Source organism: Magnetococcales bacterium, assembly GCA_015228815.1.
Classification (GTDB): domain Bacteria; phylum Pseudomonadota; class Magnetococcia; order Magnetococcales; family UBA8363; genus UBA8363.
In genome coordinates this window covers 56792-73301 of the sequence record JADGCV010000008.1, presented here as the reverse complement: position 1 = coordinate 73301, position 16510 = coordinate 56792, and the positions used below count along the sequence as shown (strand labels likewise).

14 protein-coding genes are annotated in these 16510 nt (G+C 57.5%); 2 read left to right on the top strand and 12 right to left on the bottom strand.

All coding sequences use genetic code 11. From position 1 onward, the window contains the following. Positions 1–17 precede the first annotated feature (17 nt). The 12 genes from HQL76_05135 to HQL76_05080 form a co-directional block, all read right to left on the bottom strand. Positions 18–1040 (bottom strand): Rpn family recombination-promoting nuclease/putative transposase, encoded by a 1023-nt coding sequence (locus HQL76_05135; GenBank protein ID MBF0108539.1) that lies wholly within the window; start codon positions 1038–1040, stop codon positions 18–20. Beyond that, complete coding sequence (locus HQL76_05130; GenBank protein ID MBF0108538.1) at positions 1037–1195, bottom strand: hypothetical protein; 159 nt, start codon at positions 1193–1195, stop codon at positions 1037–1039. The genes HQL76_05135 and HQL76_05130 overlap by 4 nt, the downstream gene beginning before the upstream one ends. Then, positions 1192–2094, bottom strand: coding sequence for a formylglycine-generating enzyme family protein (locus tag HQL76_05125; protein ID MBF0108537.1), 903 nt, complete (start codon positions 2092–2094; stop codon positions 1192–1194). Before HQL76_05125 ends, HQL76_05130 begins: the two co-directional genes overlap by 4 nt. A gap of 126 nt (positions 2095–2220) precedes the next feature. Then, the gene (locus HQL76_05120) at positions 2221–4188 is read right to left on the bottom strand and encodes an SUMF1/EgtB/PvdO family nonheme iron enzyme (protein ID MBF0108536.1); all 1968 of its coding nucleotides are present in this window, start codon (positions 4186–4188) and stop codon (positions 2221–2223) included. 124 nt (positions 4189–4312) lie between these two features. Further along, entirely contained in the window at positions 4313–6943 is a 2631-nt protein-coding gene (gene mutS / locus HQL76_05115) for a DNA mismatch repair protein MutS (GenBank protein ID MBF0108535.1), read from the bottom strand. Beyond that, positions 6940–7404, bottom strand: a complete 465-nt coding sequence (locus HQL76_05110; GenBank protein MBF0108534.1) for a hypothetical protein — start codon at positions 7402–7404, stop codon at positions 6940–6942. Before HQL76_05110 ends, mutS begins: the two co-directional genes overlap by 4 nt. A 204-nt stretch (positions 7405–7608) precedes the next feature. Continuing rightward, positions 7609–8682 (bottom strand): ACR3 family arsenite efflux transporter, encoded by a 1074-nt coding sequence (arsB, locus tag HQL76_05105; GenBank protein MBF0108533.1) that lies wholly within the window; start codon positions 8680–8682, stop codon positions 7609–7611. 12 nt (positions 8683–8694) lie between these two features. Continuing rightward, a complete protein-coding gene (locus HQL76_05100; GenBank protein ID MBF0108532.1) occupies positions 8695–9177 on the bottom strand; it encodes an arsenate reductase ArsC in 483 nt (160 codons plus the stop codon). Further along, entirely contained in the window at positions 9108–9464 is a 357-nt protein-coding gene (locus HQL76_05095; protein ID MBF0108531.1) for a helix-turn-helix transcriptional regulator, read from the bottom strand. Before HQL76_05095 ends, HQL76_05100 begins: the two co-directional genes overlap by 70 nt. A 127-nt stretch (positions 9465–9591) precedes the next feature. Next, on the bottom strand, positions 9592–10026 hold the full coding sequence (locus HQL76_05090; GenBank protein ID MBF0108530.1) for a VapC toxin family PIN domain ribonuclease: 435 nt from the start codon (positions 10024–10026) through the stop codon (positions 9592–9594). Beyond that, a complete protein-coding gene (locus tag HQL76_05085; GenBank protein ID MBF0108529.1) occupies positions 10007–10297 on the bottom strand; it encodes a hypothetical protein in 291 nt (96 codons plus the stop codon). The genes HQL76_05090 and HQL76_05085 overlap by 20 nt, the downstream gene beginning before the upstream one ends. 95 nt (positions 10298–10392) lie before the next feature. Further along, the gene (locus HQL76_05080; GenBank protein MBF0108528.1) at positions 10393–13938 is read right to left on the bottom strand and encodes an SUMF1/EgtB/PvdO family nonheme iron enzyme; all 3546 of its coding nucleotides are present in this window, start codon (positions 13936–13938) and stop codon (positions 10393–10395) included. A 348-nt stretch (positions 13939–14286) separates the two neighbouring features. On the opposite strand from HQL76_05080, the gene HQL76_05075 reads away from it, so the two are divergent. Beyond that, a complete protein-coding gene (locus tag HQL76_05075; protein MBF0108527.1) occupies positions 14287–15195 on the top strand; it encodes an AEC family transporter in 909 nt (302 codons plus the stop codon). Positions 15196–15199: 4 nt separating this feature from the next. Beyond that, positions 15200–16423 carry a radical SAM family heme chaperone HemW gene (hemW, locus tag HQL76_05070; GenBank protein MBF0108526.1) on the top strand — a complete coding sequence of 408 codons (1224 nt, stop codon included), beginning with the start codon at positions 15200–15202 and terminating at the stop codon, positions 16421–16423. The last annotated feature ends 87 nt before the right edge of the window (positions 16424–16510 follow it).

The window sequence follows — 16510 nt, the reverse complement described above, 5'->3', positions numbered from 1 at the left end:
GATCCAGCAGGCCCAGGTCAGGATGAAAATACCTCGTCCACGGAATTCGCAAACAGGACGTTCTCACCCCATGTCTCGATCAATTCCAGATGCGCTGCCTTCACCTTCTCGGTCGCCCAGTCCGGGGTCTGACCAAACTTGCGGCGCATCTGTTTGAGCAGCATGGAAGCGGCTTCTTCCTGTCGCCATTCCATCTGTTTAAGCAGCATGGAAGCGGCGTCTTCCCGTCGCCATTCCATTTGCCATTCCTGCAGTTTCTGGTTTTTCCATGCTTCTTTCCATGCCTCCATTCGGGTCTGCAACATGGTCGGTACCTCCAATAGATCGATCCTATCATTCACGGGCAGTTTCTGCGCCTCACTCAGCGAATTCATTGCGTTCAAAAGCATGGCGGCCAATACCTGCCGCAGTTCGACACATTCCGGATGCCGCTCCAGCCAACGGATGATCGCCTTGGCCAGGTCCGGCAGGTCCTCGAGATTGGTGCATTGCTCGACCATGAATACCAGGGCGGACAGGGAGTCACGGTTCTCAAGGTCCTGTTTCGGATAGCGGCCTTCGTCGATCAGCAAAAACTTCCCGTCCGGTTGGTAGGACCATAACGGTGACCCTTGCGGCAAGCCAATCAGATCGCTCAGCCGTACCGGTGTCAGCCATGGCCTGTCGCCATTATGCAAAACCACCGGAAAGAGCGGCGGCAACGGTCCCCCGGTCGGGATCTTTTTTTCGTGCAACAACTGGAGCCATAGCAAACACATGTACACCATCACTCGCAGAACCATCCATCGATCCGGCTCGGACTGGAATTCCAGCAGCACCAGGAGGTAGACGTCGGATCCGGACCGGAGGGGAATACGCCAGATGACATCACTTTCCCTCTTGGGCAGTCCCGGAACGTGAAATTTGGATTTGACCTGCTCCATGTGTTCCAGATCCAAATCGGTCACCCAGGGTTCATTGACGAACTGCCTGACCAGGTCCGACATCATCCGCGGGTGGGAGTAGAGTTGATGGTAGAGACCATCGTGATCCGTGGTCATGCCGACTCCCGACGTTCCAGTTGCGCCAAGTTTTCAAGGTCCTTCCCGCGTTGACCGCTCCGCAGTCCATGTCCGGCGCACCCCGGCGCTCCGCTTGCCGGGGCAACGCCGGACATGGGCTGCTCCGCTCCTGCCTGCTTGCCTGCCTGGCTCACGGATGAACTCGGGCACAGCGAAAGCCCAGAGAGTCGCCGCGGTTGCCGGAGAAGTTCCCGTAGCGGTACGCCGAACGCACGATGCGCGCTCCGTCGAGCCAGGACCCGCTGCGAATGACACGGTCGCCGCCGGCTTCACCCTCATCAAGCCAGGGTGCTCCATCGACAGGAGCGCCTTCATAGCGATTATGCCAGTGATCCGCGCACCATTCCCACACATTTCCCAACATATCATACAACCCCCATGGATTAGGCGCCTTGCGGCCCACCGGATGGGTTCCGGCCTTCTCATGCGGATACTGCTTCTCCGACCAGCCCTTGCTGTCTGCCCCCTTATCCAGCTTGAAATCGACGCCGCTGTTGCCGCCATACCAAGCAATGGAATCAAGGACCGGGGCGTTATTTTTACCAATAATTCCAATGTCTCCGGTATAAAGAGCCGTGGTGGTATCGGCACGGCAGGCGTACTCCCATTGCGCCTCCGACGGCAGAACCAGATCGAGGCCGGTCAGGCGGTTATTGATCCGTTGCAAAAACTCCTGAACATCGTCCCAGCTTACCTCTTCCACCGGTCGGTCAGGAGTTTTGAAACGACTCGGGTTGCCGTCCATCACCGCCTGCCAGAGCGCTTGCGTGCAGGGGGTGTCGAACAGCCAGTATCCTTTTTCAATAGTTACCTCATGGCGTGGGCCTTCGTATTTATAGCGTCCCGGCTCATCCTCGGGCGAACCCATCCAGAACCGTCCGGGTGGGATCCAGCGCAGGCGCTGATGGACCTCACCGATGGAGATTTCAACAAAAACGCCCCACTGGTCCTCACCCCAGCCACTGGCCCAGGGGGGTGGACAGCCGTTGACCAGGGGATGCCAGGAGGTATCGATCGCGGAGGTCAGGGACATGCCGGAGCCTTCAAGATAAAAAAAACCGGGCGATGCGCCTTTGCCCGGACTCCGCCAAGGCTACCAGCACACCGCCGGCAATGAGTTTTGGCGAACCATGGGGAACGCCCTGGACAAAAGGTCTGTTCATACCCGGAAATCCATCCGGTCGTGAGCTCGGGCACAGCGAAAGCCCAGATAGACGTGGCGGGCGGCGAAAAGGCGCCTGAGGCGGCACGCCGAACGCACGAGACGCGCAGAGCCGGACCAGGACCCGCCACGGAAGACACGGGAGCCGCCGGCTTCACCTTCATCAAGCCAGGGTGCTCCATCAACAGGGGCGCCTTCATAGCTATTGTGCCAGTAATCCGCGCACCATTCCCACACATTTCCCAGCATATCATACAACCCCCATGAATTGGGCGCCTTACGACCCACCGGGTGGGTCCCGGCCTTCTCATGTGGATACTGCTTCTCCGGCCAGCCCTTGCTGTCTACCCCTTTGTCCAACTCAAAATCGACGCCACTGTTGCCGCCATACCAGGCGATGGGACTAAGAACCGGGGCGTTATTATCTCCAAGGATTTCAATGTCACCGGTGTAAAGAGCCGTATCGGTACCGGCACGGCAGGCGTACTCCCATTGCGACTCCGACGGCAGAACCAAATCGAGGCCGGGCAGGCGGTTATTGATCCGTTGCAAAAACTCCTGAACATTGTCCCAACTTACCCCTTCCACCGGTCGGTCGGGGGTTTGGAATTCACTCGGGTTGTCGTCCATCACCGCCTGCCAAAGCGCTTGCGTGCAGGGAGTATCGAACAGCCAGTACCCTTTTTCAATAGTTACCTCATGCCGTGGACCTTCGTACTCAAAACGTCCCGGCTCATCCTCGGGCGAACCCATCCAGAACCGTCCGGGTGGGATCCAGCGCATTTTCTGTTTGACACCTGCCAGCGAAAAGGTCGCCCAAAACCCATGACGGTCCAAACCCAATGCTTCTGCCCACTCCGGTAAGGTGCCTGATTTCAAAAATATATCTGGATTCTGTTGGACATCCTTTACTCCTGTGGAAGGAGAAACAACGGCACATCCTCCTCTCACCTTTTCCAGGGATTGGTTATCCTTTGCCCCTGTGGAAGGAGAAACAACGGCACATCCTCCTTTCACCTTTGGCAGGGAAAAACTTTGTACGTACCCAGGCTGCCGCGCAAAAAAGCCTGTATCATGGACCCAGGACTCTTTCGGCTTATCGACGTAATGGATGGGAAAAACGGTGATCCGACCGGCTTCCACTGTGGCGAAAAGCGCCCTGTTGGGATATTTAGACGTTTGATACCCAGCTCCAGCCGCCATGTGGAAAAGAGAACCACCGCTCCCAATCGTGTTCTCGATGTCGTTTTCGTGAAGGTGCCCGCGCAAAACGATGTCCACCGCATCCGCCAGTTTCGTTTTGATATTCGCCTTCTCGTGATCGTTCAGCCAATCGAAAGGATGATGGATGAGGGCAATTTTCAAATCCGCATTCAACGGCCTCAGCTTGTCAATTTCCCGATCCAGGGCACGACGTCCCAACCAGAGTTTTCCTTGGTCACGATCATCTTGGCTGAAAAGGGCGCTATTCAAAGGGAGAATGGCAATTTTGCAGCCGTCAATCTCGATCATTTCCACAGGTCCACAACTGGAATCCTCCGGAAACTTTTTGCCAAAATAGCCGTTGTACCAATCAGCGAAAGCCCGTTGTTTATCGGAAATATGATGCAATAAACCATCCGGAGAGAAATACTGGTTCGCATCATTGTCATCGACAAGAGTGCGCGCCAATCCTCTTGCTTTTTTCCGGTCCGCGTCATGATTGCCTGGCACGATGAAAAGACGACCTTTGTCTATCCCTGTAGCGACGATCAAAGCATCCAGAAATTTTTCAGCGGATTCATACTGGCTTCTTTCTCCAGAATAAGCCAAATCCCCAGTAAGAAAAATTAAATCCGGACGCAATGAATGCTGCTCACGAAACCATTGCATGGAATCAATCAGAGCGGTCAGAATGACCTCCTGATCGTACTCTTTATTATTGGTAAAATGCACATCGGATAAATGGAGCCAGGTTATTGCCATGTTTTTCTTCTTTCACTCATTCATGTCGTTCCACGCTCCGTATCCATGCCGGACTGGAAGTATGAAAAAACAAAAATCAAAACCCTGGGGGCAATCCCCCAGACCCCTTTTTTCTTTTAATAATTTATTTTTTTAGATCAAGCAATCCCTTGAGGCGATAGATCGCCTCCAAAGCCTCGCGGGGGGACATCTTGTCGGGTTCGAGGGCGTTCAAAAAATCCATGAGGGCGGCGTTGTGGAAATCGGGGAAAAGACTCATCTGGGCGGGATCGACCGACTTGCGGCGCCGGGGCGGAGGTTTGATCGGGGAACGGACGACGCCCCGTTCCCTCTGCTGCAAATCGGCCAACACCTCCCACGCCCGTTCGGTAACCAGGGGCGGCAAACCGGCAAGTTCGGCAATGTGGATGCCGTAGGATTGATCCGCCGCCCCCGGAATGATGGCATGCAAAAACAGGGGTCGCCCCTCCACCTCGCGAACCTCCACCGTATGGTTGACAATGCCGGGAAACATTTTCTCCAGAGCGGTCAGTTCATGATAGTGGGTGGCGAACAGGGTGCGGCCCCGGCCACTCAGATGGAGAAATTCCACCACCGCCCAGGCGATGGAAAGTCCTTCGAAGGTGGCGGTGCCGCGACCGATCTCGTCGAGAATCACCAGAGAACGCGGCGTGGCATGGTGCAAAATGTAGGCGGTCTCGGTCATCTCCACCATGAAGGTGGAACGCCCTCCCGCCAGGTCATCCGCCGCCCCGACCCGGGTAAACATACGATCGGTCAAACCGATCACCGCCGATTTTGCAGGGATGAAGGATCCGGTATGGGCCATCAGGACCATCAGCGCCACCTGACGCATGAAGGTGGATTTGCCCGACATGTTGGGTCCGGTGATCAGACCGATGCGGTTGCCTTCCCGGTCCAAAAGGGCATCATTGGCGACAAAATCACCCTCGGTAAACACCTCCACCACCGGATGGCGCCCCTGAATGATGCGGATTTCATCGCCCGCATTCACCTCGGGACGGCAATAGCCCCGCCGATAGGCCGTGTCGGCGAAAGAGACCAGGACATCGAGGATCGCCAGTTGCCGGGCGCTGCGCTGCAAATGGCCGGCATGGTTGGTCACCTCCCCTGAAAGACCCTCGAAAAGCTCGGACTCCAACTGCGACAACCGCTCCTCGGCATCGAGAATCTGCGCCTCGAACTCCTTCAACTCCGGGGTGGTATAACGCATCGACCCGGTCATCGTCTGCCGCGGCTGATAATGATAAGGAACCTTGTCCTTGTGGGTATGGGTGATGTCGATGGTGTAGCCGAAGGTCCGGTGAAACTTGATCTTCAGGCTGGAAATTCCCGTCTTTTCCCGCTCCTCCGCCTCAAGGCGCATGAGACCCTCCCGCCCCCCTCCGGACAGGTCGCGCAAACGGTCGAGTTCCGGATGGAACCCCGGACGAAATACCGCCCCATCCTTGAGCGCCGCCGGCAACGCATCGGCCAGGGCCTTCTCCAGAAGCGCCAACAGCCCCTCATATCCTTCAAGTCCCAGACGAACCTTGCGCAAGATGTCCGGAAGCGCTTCTCCCACGGCATCGGAAAAAAAAGCCAACAAACGCGGCAGAACCGCCAGGGTATCGCGCAAGGCCGCCAAATCCTTGGGCGTGGCACGGCGCATCACGATCCGTCCCAATACCCGCTCCAGATCACGCACCGATCGCAGATTCTGCCGCAACCCTTCCCGTTTCACCCCCTGGGCCACCAGCCAGGCCACCCCATCCTGACGTCGTCCGATGGCCACGACATCCTGCAACGGATCGTTCAACCACTGCCCCATGAGACGACTGCCCATGGCAGTGACCGTCTCATCCAGGACCCCGAGAAGACTGCCCCGACGCTTGCCATCACGCAGGCTGGCATTGATTTCCAGGTTGCGGCGGCAGGTGTCGTCCAGAACCATCCCCTGCCCCGGCACCAGGACCGACAGGGCGTTGATGTGGTTCAAGGCGGCCCGCTGCGATTCCCGGCAATATCCGATCAAGGCCGCCGCCGCCGCCTGCCCCGTCACGGCGTGTTCCAGCCCGAAGCCTTCAAGACTCGCCACCTGGAAATGATCGAGCAACACCCCGCGCGCCTGGCGAAAATCGAACTCCCATGCCGGACGCCGCGTCAGCCGCTCCTTCCAGGAATCCATGACCACCGGCGGTTGCCACCCCTCGGCAACCAGAATCTCCACCGGTCGCCATGCCGACAACAATCCCGCCGCATGATCCCACGATTCGGCCAAGGCAACCCGGAATTCCCCCGTGGACAGATCAAGCACCCCCAGGGCCGGCCCTTCCTCCTTCCCCCTGGCCGCCACCACCGACACCAAATGATTGTTGGACCCCGGATCCAACATGTTCTCTTCGGTCAACGTGCCGCGGGTCACCACCCGCATCACATCCCGCCGTACCGGTCCCTTGCCACTCGGGGGTTCCATCTGTTCGCAGATGGCCACCTTGTGTCCTGCCTCGACGGCAATTTTCAGATACTGGTCCAGATTGCGCCACGGGATTCCCGCCATGGGAATCTCTTCTCCCGCCGACTTGCCACGGGTCGTCAGGGCGATGTCCAATACCGCCGCCGCAATCTTCGCATCCTCGAAAAACAATTCATAAAAATCACCCATGCGATAAAACAGCAACGCATCGGGATGCTTCGCCTTGATCTCCCAATATTGGGCGACCATCGGCGTCAGGCTCGTATCCTTGGAGGTCATGAACGGATGGTATAAATCAAACCGGGGGGGACGATCAGTTCGGAACGTTCGGGGATTTCAATGCAGGTGCATTCCTCCGGCAGGGGGGCGTTGGAAACCCCGGAGTAGTCGGCCTCGCGTTGGTCGGAGGTGCGGATCCATTCATGAATCGGGGCATTCTTGAACATGCCCAGGCAACGGCCACGGGCAACCACCCCCCAGGTCGCTTCGTGGTGAATCACCCGAAGGGTACGAAAGGCCTCCCGCGTCCCGGAAATGACCGAGTCCCCTTCCGCCCCTCCTCCGGTCTCTTCTCCATTCATCAGGAAACCACGGAGAAAAAACAACACCAGTCCCGCCAGGACCACGAATACCAGGGTATACAGAGCGGAGGAAAAGGGATCGGTTCCCCCGGAATCGAACATGAAGGATCCAAGTGCCATCGTTGCCGCCAAAACAAGAAGGATCTTCGCCAAACGCACGCCCACCATCCGATCATCAGAAAGAAGACACATCCACAATGGGCCATGATAGCCCGATCCGCTCCCGTTTTCCACTTATTTGCATTCGTACTCCGCACATGAGGTTGACTTTTATCGCTTCGACCCGGCCTGTCCCCGTCCCCATTGTACGGAACATCCCATGGGGATTGGAAAAAAATCTTCATCATCGTTGCGGCAAAATACTCAGCCGCGCTGGTACCATTCCTTGGAACCATTCACGATCCGCACCACCAGCAACATGGCCGGAACCTCGATCAAGACCCCCACCACCGTCGCCAGCGCCGCCCCCGATTCAAATCCATAGAGGCTGATGGCGGTTGCGACCGCCAGTTCAAAAAAATTGGAAGCGCCGATCAATGCGGATGGACCGGCAATGTCATGGGGCACCGCAGCCATCCGGTTCAAGCCATACGCCAAGGCCGAATTCATGAAGACCTGAAGGAGAATGGGAACCGCCAACAAGGCGATGATCAGGGGTTGCCGAAGAATGGCCTCCCCCTGAAAGGCGAACAACAAGACCAACGTCCCCAGAAGCGCCGCGATCGACCATGGCCCGGTCCGTTTCACCGCCGCCTCGAAGCCCTCCGGCCCCCGTGCCATCAAACTCCGACGCCAAAGTTGCGCCAATAGTACGGGAATGACAATGTAGAGCCCGACCGAAAGCAACAAGGTGTCCCAGGGAACCGTAATCGAGGAAATCCCCAGAAGCAACGCCACAAGGGGCGCAAAGGCAAAAACCATGATCAGATCGTTGAGGGCGACCTGGGTCAGGGTATACAAAGGATTGCCACCGCAAAGACGGCTCCAGACAAATACCATGGCCGTACACGGAGCCGCCGCCAACAAAATCAACCCCGCGACATAACTGTCCCATTGCGCCACCGGCAACAACGGGGCAAAAAGATGGCGCACGAACAGCCAGGCGAAAAAAGCCATCGAAAATGGCTTCACCAACCAATTGATCAAGAGCGTCACCCCAATGCCGCGCACATGCCGCCGGATTTCATGCAACGCCCCCGGATCAACCTTGACCAGCATCGGAATGATCATCACCCAGATCAAAAATCCGACCGGAAGATTGACCCTGGCCACCTCCATCCCACCAATGGCCTGGAAAACACCAGGCGCCATCCGTCCACAGGCAATTCCCAGACCGATGCACCCCAAGACCCAGAATGTCAAGGTACGTTCGAAAAAACCCATGGCAAACCGATCTTCCCGCCGATGAACACCCGTTCCCACCCCATTGTTTTCCATTCCGGTCTCCAATCAAAGCCCGAACGCCGCCCAAATCTCCGGGACCAACCGGGTACGAATATCGTCCCGCACCCTGATGAAACTGTCGAGCCCCTCCCCATGCGGATCGTGGAACGGAAGATGAAGATGCGGTATCGGACGGGGAAACACAGGACAGGTCTCGCGGGCATTGTCGCAAACGGTGACAACAAGATCGATCCGCTCGTGCAAAATGGCCGTGACATCCTTCGGAAAAAGACCTTCCGTCGGATATCCCGCCAGGGCAAGTGCCGACAAGGCCCCTTCCGCCACCCTGGGCTGAGGTCTCGTCCCCGCCGACAACGCCCGAACCTTTCCCGTCAATTCCCGGTTCACAATCACCTCGGCCATCTGCGACCGGCATGAGTTGCCGGTACACAGCACCAATACCGTCTTTCCGTTATCGTTCACCGCTCCTCCTCCACGTTGGATGGATCCTTCATTCGCCAACCACCGCCAAAGGGACGCGACAGGCATTCCTTTCCCTGGCAACAGTTGTGGGTCAGGAAGGCAATCAACGCCTCCATCACCGGAAATCGGGCCGAATAATGGATGAAACGCCCCTCGCGCCGCCCCTCGATCAGACCCGACCGGCTCAAATGGGCCAGGTGAAACGACAAGGTCGCAGGCGCCATCCCCAGCCGTTCCCCAATGGCACTGGCAATCACCCCTTCCTGTCCCGCCTCCACCAACAGACGAAAAATGGCCAGACGCGATTCATGACCCAATGCCCCAAGCAAACGAGAAGCCTTGATCAGATCCATATTTTGACAATTCCATTAATATCGAATTATTATCCGCACGTCAACCATGTCACACACTCTCCCGGATCAACACCGGATGCCCCACGGATTGCCGATGGTGAGACTCATGACGATGTTCCCGGCGTGATCAGGCGGATGAAAGGCTCGAAACGGCGAAAATCGGCCAGATTGTAGGTGGCCAGGGTGGGAATACCATGGGCCAGCATGGTGGCGACGAGTTGGCATCATGTACCTGTTTGCCGCCCACGGGTATTTCCGCGAAGAGTCGCAACAAATGGGTACCGACCAGGGTGTGGTCGTCACAAACCGCCATGCGTCTCTGGAACGCAACAACCATACGCACAATTTTTTCCCTCTGAACGACAGGGAAAGCCCATTGTGGACGGGAAAGTGTCGCCATGAACTCCCGCATGACTTGGCGACTGGCCACTAATGTGACACCGGAACGACGCTGCTCCTTGAGAAAATGGACACATATTCCGTGATACGGGGACTCGGCCACACCAGCATAAACCAAAATATTCGTGTCCAGAAACAGAAGATTATCGCCCATCATCACCATACATGTCTTCCCGCCGCAAGGAAATGTGATCGTCCCAATGAACTCCATGGATGGGTTCCGGCCAATCGTCAGTGGGGGCTTCATCTTCGATGATCGGAATGGTGGCGGTGACAAAAGTTGCCAACTTTTCCGGAATCGGAGTGGATGGTTGACCAGCCCGTTGTCGCCGCTCCAACATCATTTCAATGTATCCAATGAAATCAAGAACCTCTACAACCTTGTCCTCGGGCAAATGTTGGGCGCGTTGGTAAATTTCTTCAGCCAGGGTCATGGAGGGGGTCTTCCTTCTCGTGGTTGGATTGTTCCCCATTCTCGTCTCAACCCGTTTCATTTTCACGAAAAATTGTCCTTGCGAAGGGGTCCATCTCACCCGCCACCGGTCACGGAACTTGCCAGCCGGAAGCCGTTGCCAAAATTATTGAAATCAGGGCGCCCGCGATAACGGTAACCACAACGCAGATTACCCGAATTGCTGTGCCACGCCCCACCACGAAGGACATGAAGCGACGAACTGTCATCGCTCGCCAGAGGATTGCGTTGGGGTGATTTCTGGTAATAGTCCTTCACATACCAATCCTCGACCCATTCATAGACATTGCCGTGCATGTCATGAAGCCCGAAACGGTTGGAAGGAAAGGAACCGACCAGGGTCGTGGTCCTGCGGAAAGAACCGGTTTCCTCTCCGGGAAGCGGTTGGGAACCATTGAAGTTGGCCTGGGTGGTCCGGATGACGGAACCGAACTGATAAGGATCCGTCCCTCCGGCCCGACAGGCATTTTCCCATTCCGCCTCGGTCGGCAAACGAAACATCACCGAGGATTTTTCGTTCAGGCGCTGAATGAACTCCATCGCCATGAGCCAGGAGACCGAATCGACGGGAAGTTGATCGTCCTGGCTGAACCTGGAGGGGTTGTTGTTGGCCCCCATCACCTTTTTCCATACCCCCTGGGTCACCTCCAGTCTGGAGATCCGGTAACGGTCAAGACATACCTTGTGGACCGGTGATTCATCCGCATCGCCATCCTCGTTCCCCATATTGAAACATCCATCGGAAATTTCGATGAATTCCATGCCGGTCACCGGATCCTGCCATGTTGCCTTCGCCGCCGAAGGGGGTTGGCCCGTGGAACCCGGAGCCGGCGAAAGAGGAATGGCCGCAATCGCGACAGGTTTTTCCGTGGTTGCCGGAACAGGATCGTGTTCTGTATTCACACCCGTGGCGGATGGGTTCGCGGAACCGGCCAGCGCCGGCCCAGGCTGGGGAACCCATTCCCGTTGCAGCAGATCACGGTAGGCCTCGGCCACCAGGGTGCTTTCGGGAGCCAGCTCGGCCGCCTGGGCCAGCCGGGCTTCCACGATCGGTCGATCGCTCCTTCTGGCCGCCTGCCGGGCCAGGGCGACATATTTTTCGCCAACCGCCTTCAACAGAAGGAGAGATTTCGCGTTTTCCGGATCGATCCGGCGCGCCACCGCGATCCGTGACAGGGCATTCCTCCCCTCGGGTTGCGAAAGACGATCCTCCTCGATATCCTCCTCGGCCAGAGACAAAAGGCGATCGGCAATCTTTTGTTTTCCCTCCAGGGCCGCCTTGTGATCGGGAACAAGGGCCAAAACGGCGTCATACCGCTCCAAGGCATTCTCACCTTGGGGAAAGGTCAGACGCATGGCGCGAAAATGACGCGCCGCCTCCTTGAGCCATCCGAGGATGCGGGGATCGTCGGGCAAAACCGCCGCCTGGGAATCCCCATCCCCGCCAATCTTCGACGGCACCGCCCCCCGCGACGGCAACATTTCATCCCCCTTGCCGTCCCGGAAAGGAATCCCCTCCCCCATGGCCTCGGCCAGGGATACCCCCTCCATGCGGCTGACCCCACCATCACCATCCGCCACTTTTCCCGCCGCCGCCAAAGGCTGGCCATCGGCCCCCGCCGCGAGGACACGCTTCGGCGCCGGAACAGGCCCAGGTTCACCTTGCCCCCTCACCCGCGAATCGCCCTCCAGAAATGGCTCGCTCGATGAACCCCGATCATCCGCCATCGACGGCTCCACGGCGGAACTCCCGGATCGCCGCGCCAAGGGAGGAGGCTCGGGAATGGAGACCGGGCCATCGACACCGGCCACTCGAACCACCTCCGTTCCCCAGATTGCCGCATGAATGGCCTCGGTGGCGGTGGTCTCCGGAATCCCAGGCAAAACCACCCGTTCCGCCTCCCGATCATTCACCCCCTCGGGATCGCCTTCACCCACCCTGGCCGGAGATTCACCCGAATCGATACCGTTTTTCCCAACCGCCGCGGATTCCGGCCTGGAGTCAACCTTCATCGCCCCGGAAACACCTCCATCCGACCCCTCGGCCACGGTCGATCCGTCCGTCGAAACACCCTGTTCCCGCGACAGGCCGGAGCGATCCACCGGCGAATCTTCCACCGCCGTCGGTTCCTTCACGCCAGCCCCCGCCCCGGAACCCCCTTTCTCCGACAAAGCCGCCCCATTCCCGGCCAGTTCCATTGCCGCCGATTCCTGGGCCGGTCGGAGCGGAAGCGCCACCTGATCCCGCACCCCATCCCCCGTGGTGGAATCCTTTCCCGACACCCCTTCCTTGGCGGCCTTGCCCCCCCGAGCCGCCGCAACCGTTTCTTCCGGCAAAATTTCATCCAGACTCAAATCCACGACCGTATCCTCGGCCAGTTCCATATCCACCACAACGTCGTTATACCCCTGCTTTTCCAACCTCAAGGCATACCGCCCGCGAATCACCTGACCGACCGTCAAGGGAGTCGTCCCCAACTGTTTGCCATCCAGGGTCACCCGGGCCCCACCCGGTCGGCTCTCGACCCGCAGCATGACCGTCTGTCCCTGTTCGACCGTCGCGACCGCCTCGCCATCCTCCCGAGGGGCGACACTCCGGAGCGAATCACTCCGGGATGATGGCGCCGTCACCTCCGCCGAAATACCAGGCATGGCCGTCATCAACCCGTCCACGCCGACATGTCCGCGGTAGTACCACCCCAAACCAGCCGTCACCACGACCACCAAAAGGGCCACCAGCAAAGGTCCGGCATAGTGACCCATCAGAGCCAGCGGTGACGCCTCAAGGGACTCGATGAACGAAATGGCGGAAGGAAACCTTTTTCCAGGATCCTTGGACATCGCCAGTTGGACCAGGCGGTTCCTCCGTTTCCCAACTTCCTTCAACAGCGGCGGCGCCATGTTGCAGACAGCATGCATCAACGCCTGCGGTTCCGGTTGATCGAAGGGGGAACGGCCTGAAATCAATTCATGGAAGATGGCCGCCAGGGCATACCGATCCGCCGCCGGTCCCGGCGGCGGAAAACCAAAAAACTGTTCCGGGGCCATGTAGCCATGCATCCGGCTGGCCGATTCCAGATCCCGGACCATGTTCTCGAAACGAATCTCCTTGGCCAGAGGTTCCGGAATCAGACAAAAATTGATCAGCTTGACTTCCCCCGCCGGAGTGATCAGGATGTTGTCCGGCTTCAGATCACGATGCAGCAACGAACGGTGGGCATGATCCAGGGCCAAGGCAATCTGCCGGCATAGTTCCAATGCTTCCGCCAAAGGCAACCGGCCACCCCCGTTGCGTATCCGATGTTCCGTCAACGTCATCCCCGAAACATACTCCCGCACCAGAAAATGTTCCTGCGTCAGGGCATCGAACTCCAGGGCGTGCATCTTGACGATGTGCGGATGATCCAGATTTTGCAACAACTGAAAATTGCGTTTTATGTCGGCCAGAATGCGATCGTCCCGGCGCACCCGCTCGGCGAGCGTCTTGACGGTGACCGTCAGTCCGGTACTCTCGTCATGGGCCAGATAGGCATCCCCGAAAAGACCCTGACCAAGTTCCTGCTGGAGTGCATAACGTCCGGCGAGAATGAGACCTTTTTTCATTTGCGACCGTTCCCGTCCATGAAAGATGCAAAGGCGGTTCGAACGAACTTTCCCTCGATTCCGTCAAATTTCCAACACCCAAGGAATGCCATCGCCATGACTCCCGACGCAATCTTGAACCCGTCCGCCAAACCAGGCGGTCCTTCGCGACACGATCAATTCCAAGGATTCTTCAACTGGAATTAACGAACCGTTATACGCACTTTCCATGCCATCAATGAAAATGATGCCCGCGCCAACAACACCCGATGGACCCGTTTTCCATCTCTTGCTGATTTCTTCAATCCTCGTTGCCCTGGCTTGTTCCTGTCCACCGCCATCGCTTTCCCCGGATCGAAAAATCGGCCAATGAACAACCTTGTCTTCATCATGATCCTGTTGTTCCTGGGAATGGCCCTTCGCCGGCTTTCCGTTTTTCCCAGGGAAACCCCGCAGGCGCTCAATCAATATGTCCTCCATGTTTCGTTGCCGGCATTGATTCTGATCCAGATTCCACGTCTTGAATTTTCGACCGATCTCATGATACCGGTCCTCATTCCATGGCTCATGCTCCTCCTTTCGGCAATTCTGGTCGTTGTCGTGTCCCGGAGACTGAAATGGTCGCGGGAGGTCACCGGTTGCCTGATGTTGACGGTTCCTTTGGGCAACACCTCGTTTTTGGGAATTCCGATGATCGAGGCGATGTTCGGACCGGATCAGGTGCCCTATGGTATTTTATACGATCAGACCGGATCATTTCTCGCCCTTTCGACCTATGGGGCGATCGTGGCCACCTGGTACCAGGAGACTGGGGGACCGCGACTCCCGCCAACGGCGATCCTGCGTCGCATTCTGACCTTTCCCTCCTTTGCCGCCCTGATGACGGCGCTTGTCGCGGGGCGATTTTTGAAGAGTCCGGAAATCATGCCGGTGTTGCAACGTCTTGCCGACACCCTCGTGCCGGTCGTCATGGTGGCGGTGGGATTCAGCCTGAAATCGCACCTTTCCCGGGTCTACCTGGCGCCCCTCGTGACCGGACTTGGAATCAAGATGGTCCTGGCCCCCGCCCTGGCCCTGGGAATGTGTCTGCTCCTGGGATGGACCTCCCCTCCCGCCATCATTGCCGTTTTCGAGGCGGGCATGCCTCCCATGATCACCGCCGGCGCCATTGCCGCGGCCTCGGGTCTGGCGGTGGAGCTTGCCGCCGCCATGGTCGGCTGGGGCATTTTCCTGTCTCTGATTCTTTTGCCGCTCCTGGCCACCCTGTTGAAAGGATGATGCGTTGCGCCCCCTTTTTTCTTTCGACGGTCCTGAACCCAGGGAGGGAGCGGAACAGTCATCCCCGACCACTGCCCAATCCCTGGCCATCTATGTACACGTACCGTTTTGCAGGATCAAATGTCATTATTGCGCCTATCATTCGGTGACGCATTGCGCGACCGATTCCGAGGCCTGGTTCCAGGGGCTTCTTCGTGACCTTGATTTTCAAGCCCGTGCCATGAATACCCGGGAACGACGGGTCACCTCGATCTTCCTTGGAGGCGGGACCCCTTCGATCCTTTCCCCCAGACTGATCGGAGGCATTCTCGAACACATCGTTTCGTGCTGGTCATTGGACCGGAATGTGGAAATCACCCTCGAAGCCAATCCTGAATCGACGGACTTGTCAAAATTATCGGAATGGCGTGCCTGTGGTGTCAACCGCCTGAGCCTGGGCGTCCAGGCGTTCGACGACCACCGTCTTGACGTGCTGGGCCGACCACATTCCGTCCATCAGGCACGCACGACCTTCGCCGCGGCACGACGCGCGGGGTTCGACAACATCAACCTTGATTTGATTCATGGTTCTCCAGGACATACCCTGGATCTTTGGCGCGACGAACTCGATTGCGCCATGAACCTGGAACCGGAACATCTTTCCTGTTATGCCCTCTCGGTCGAACCGGGAACATTTTTGGATCGAAAATTACAGGATGGTCGATGGGTATTGCCCGATGCGGAAACGGCGGCGGATCTTTATCTGGAAACCCTGCAAATTCTTGGATCAAGGGGTTGGGAACGCTATGAAATCTCCAACCATGCCCGCAATCGTCGCTACTGCCGGCACAATCTGGAAATCTGGCGTTCCGGAGACTACCTGGGGGCCGGACCCGCCGCGCATGGCAGGATCACCCTGGCCGGAGATCATGTCATCCGTTGCGTCAACCATTGGCCTCTGGAGGCCTATCTCAGGGCGACCCGAGCGGGACGTTCCCCTCATGCCTGGATCGAATATTCACCCCCGGAAGAAGAGGCGGGTCTTTGTCTTCTCATGGGTTTACGGCTGTCCTCCGGCATTTCGAGAAGGCTCTATCATCGCATCGCGGGAAAGGATCTGGCGGAAACAAAAAAGGAGGAGGTCGATTTTCTTGTCGAAGAAGGTTTCCTCGAACTGGATGATTCCATCATTCGCCTGACCGCCAGGGGCCTTGATTTTCTCGACGACTGCCTGGTCCGGCTGATCTGAATCTGAACCCTTCGGAAAATGTAACGATTCAAATCCTTCTTCGTGTTCAAAATTATTGAAAGAAAAAAGGGGTCTTAAGGGATTGCC

What these genes read in the sequence shown, in the direction of transcription:
- HQL76_05080 (MBF0108528.1), bottom strand. Translation starts at nt 13,938, where the DNA reads ATGAAAAAAGGTCTCATTCTCGCCGGACGTTATGCACTCCAGCAGGAA.
- HQL76_05090 (MBF0108530.1), bottom strand. Translation starts at nt 10,026, where the DNA reads ATGGTGATGATGGGCGATAATCTTCTGTTTCTGGACACGAATATTTTG.
- mutS (MBF0108535.1), bottom strand. Translation starts at nt 6,943, where the DNA reads ATGACCTCCAAGGATACGAGCCTGACGCCGATGGTCGCCCAATATTGG.
- HQL76_05120 (MBF0108536.1), bottom strand. Translation starts at nt 4,188, where the DNA reads ATGGCAATAACCTGGCTCCATTTATCCGATGTGCATTTTACCAATAAT.
- HQL76_05125 (MBF0108537.1), bottom strand. Translation starts at nt 2,094, where the DNA reads ATGTCCCTGACCTCCGCGATCGATACCTCCTGGCATCCCCTGGTCAAC.
- HQL76_05095 (MBF0108531.1), bottom strand. Translation starts at nt 9,464, where the DNA reads ATGGATCTGATCAAGGCTTCTCGTTTGCTTGGGGCATTGGGTCATGAA.
- arsB (MBF0108533.1), bottom strand. Translation starts at nt 8,682, where the DNA reads ATGGAAAACAATGGGGTGGGAACGGGTGTTCATCGGCGGGAAGATCGG.
- HQL76_05135 (MBF0108539.1), bottom strand. Translation starts at nt 1,040, where the DNA reads ATGACCACGGATCACGATGGTCTCTACCATCAACTCTACTCCCACCCG.
- HQL76_05085 (MBF0108529.1), bottom strand. Translation starts at nt 10,297, where the DNA reads ATGACCCTGGCTGAAGAAATTTACCAACGCGCCCAACATTTGCCCGAG.
- HQL76_05075 (MBF0108527.1), top strand. Translation starts at nt 14,287, where the DNA reads ATGAACAACCTTGTCTTCATCATGATCCTGTTGTTCCTGGGAATGGCC.
- HQL76_05100 (MBF0108532.1), bottom strand. Translation starts at nt 9,177, where the DNA reads ATGCCTGTCGCGTCCCTTTGGCGGTGGTTGGCGAATGAAGGATCCATC.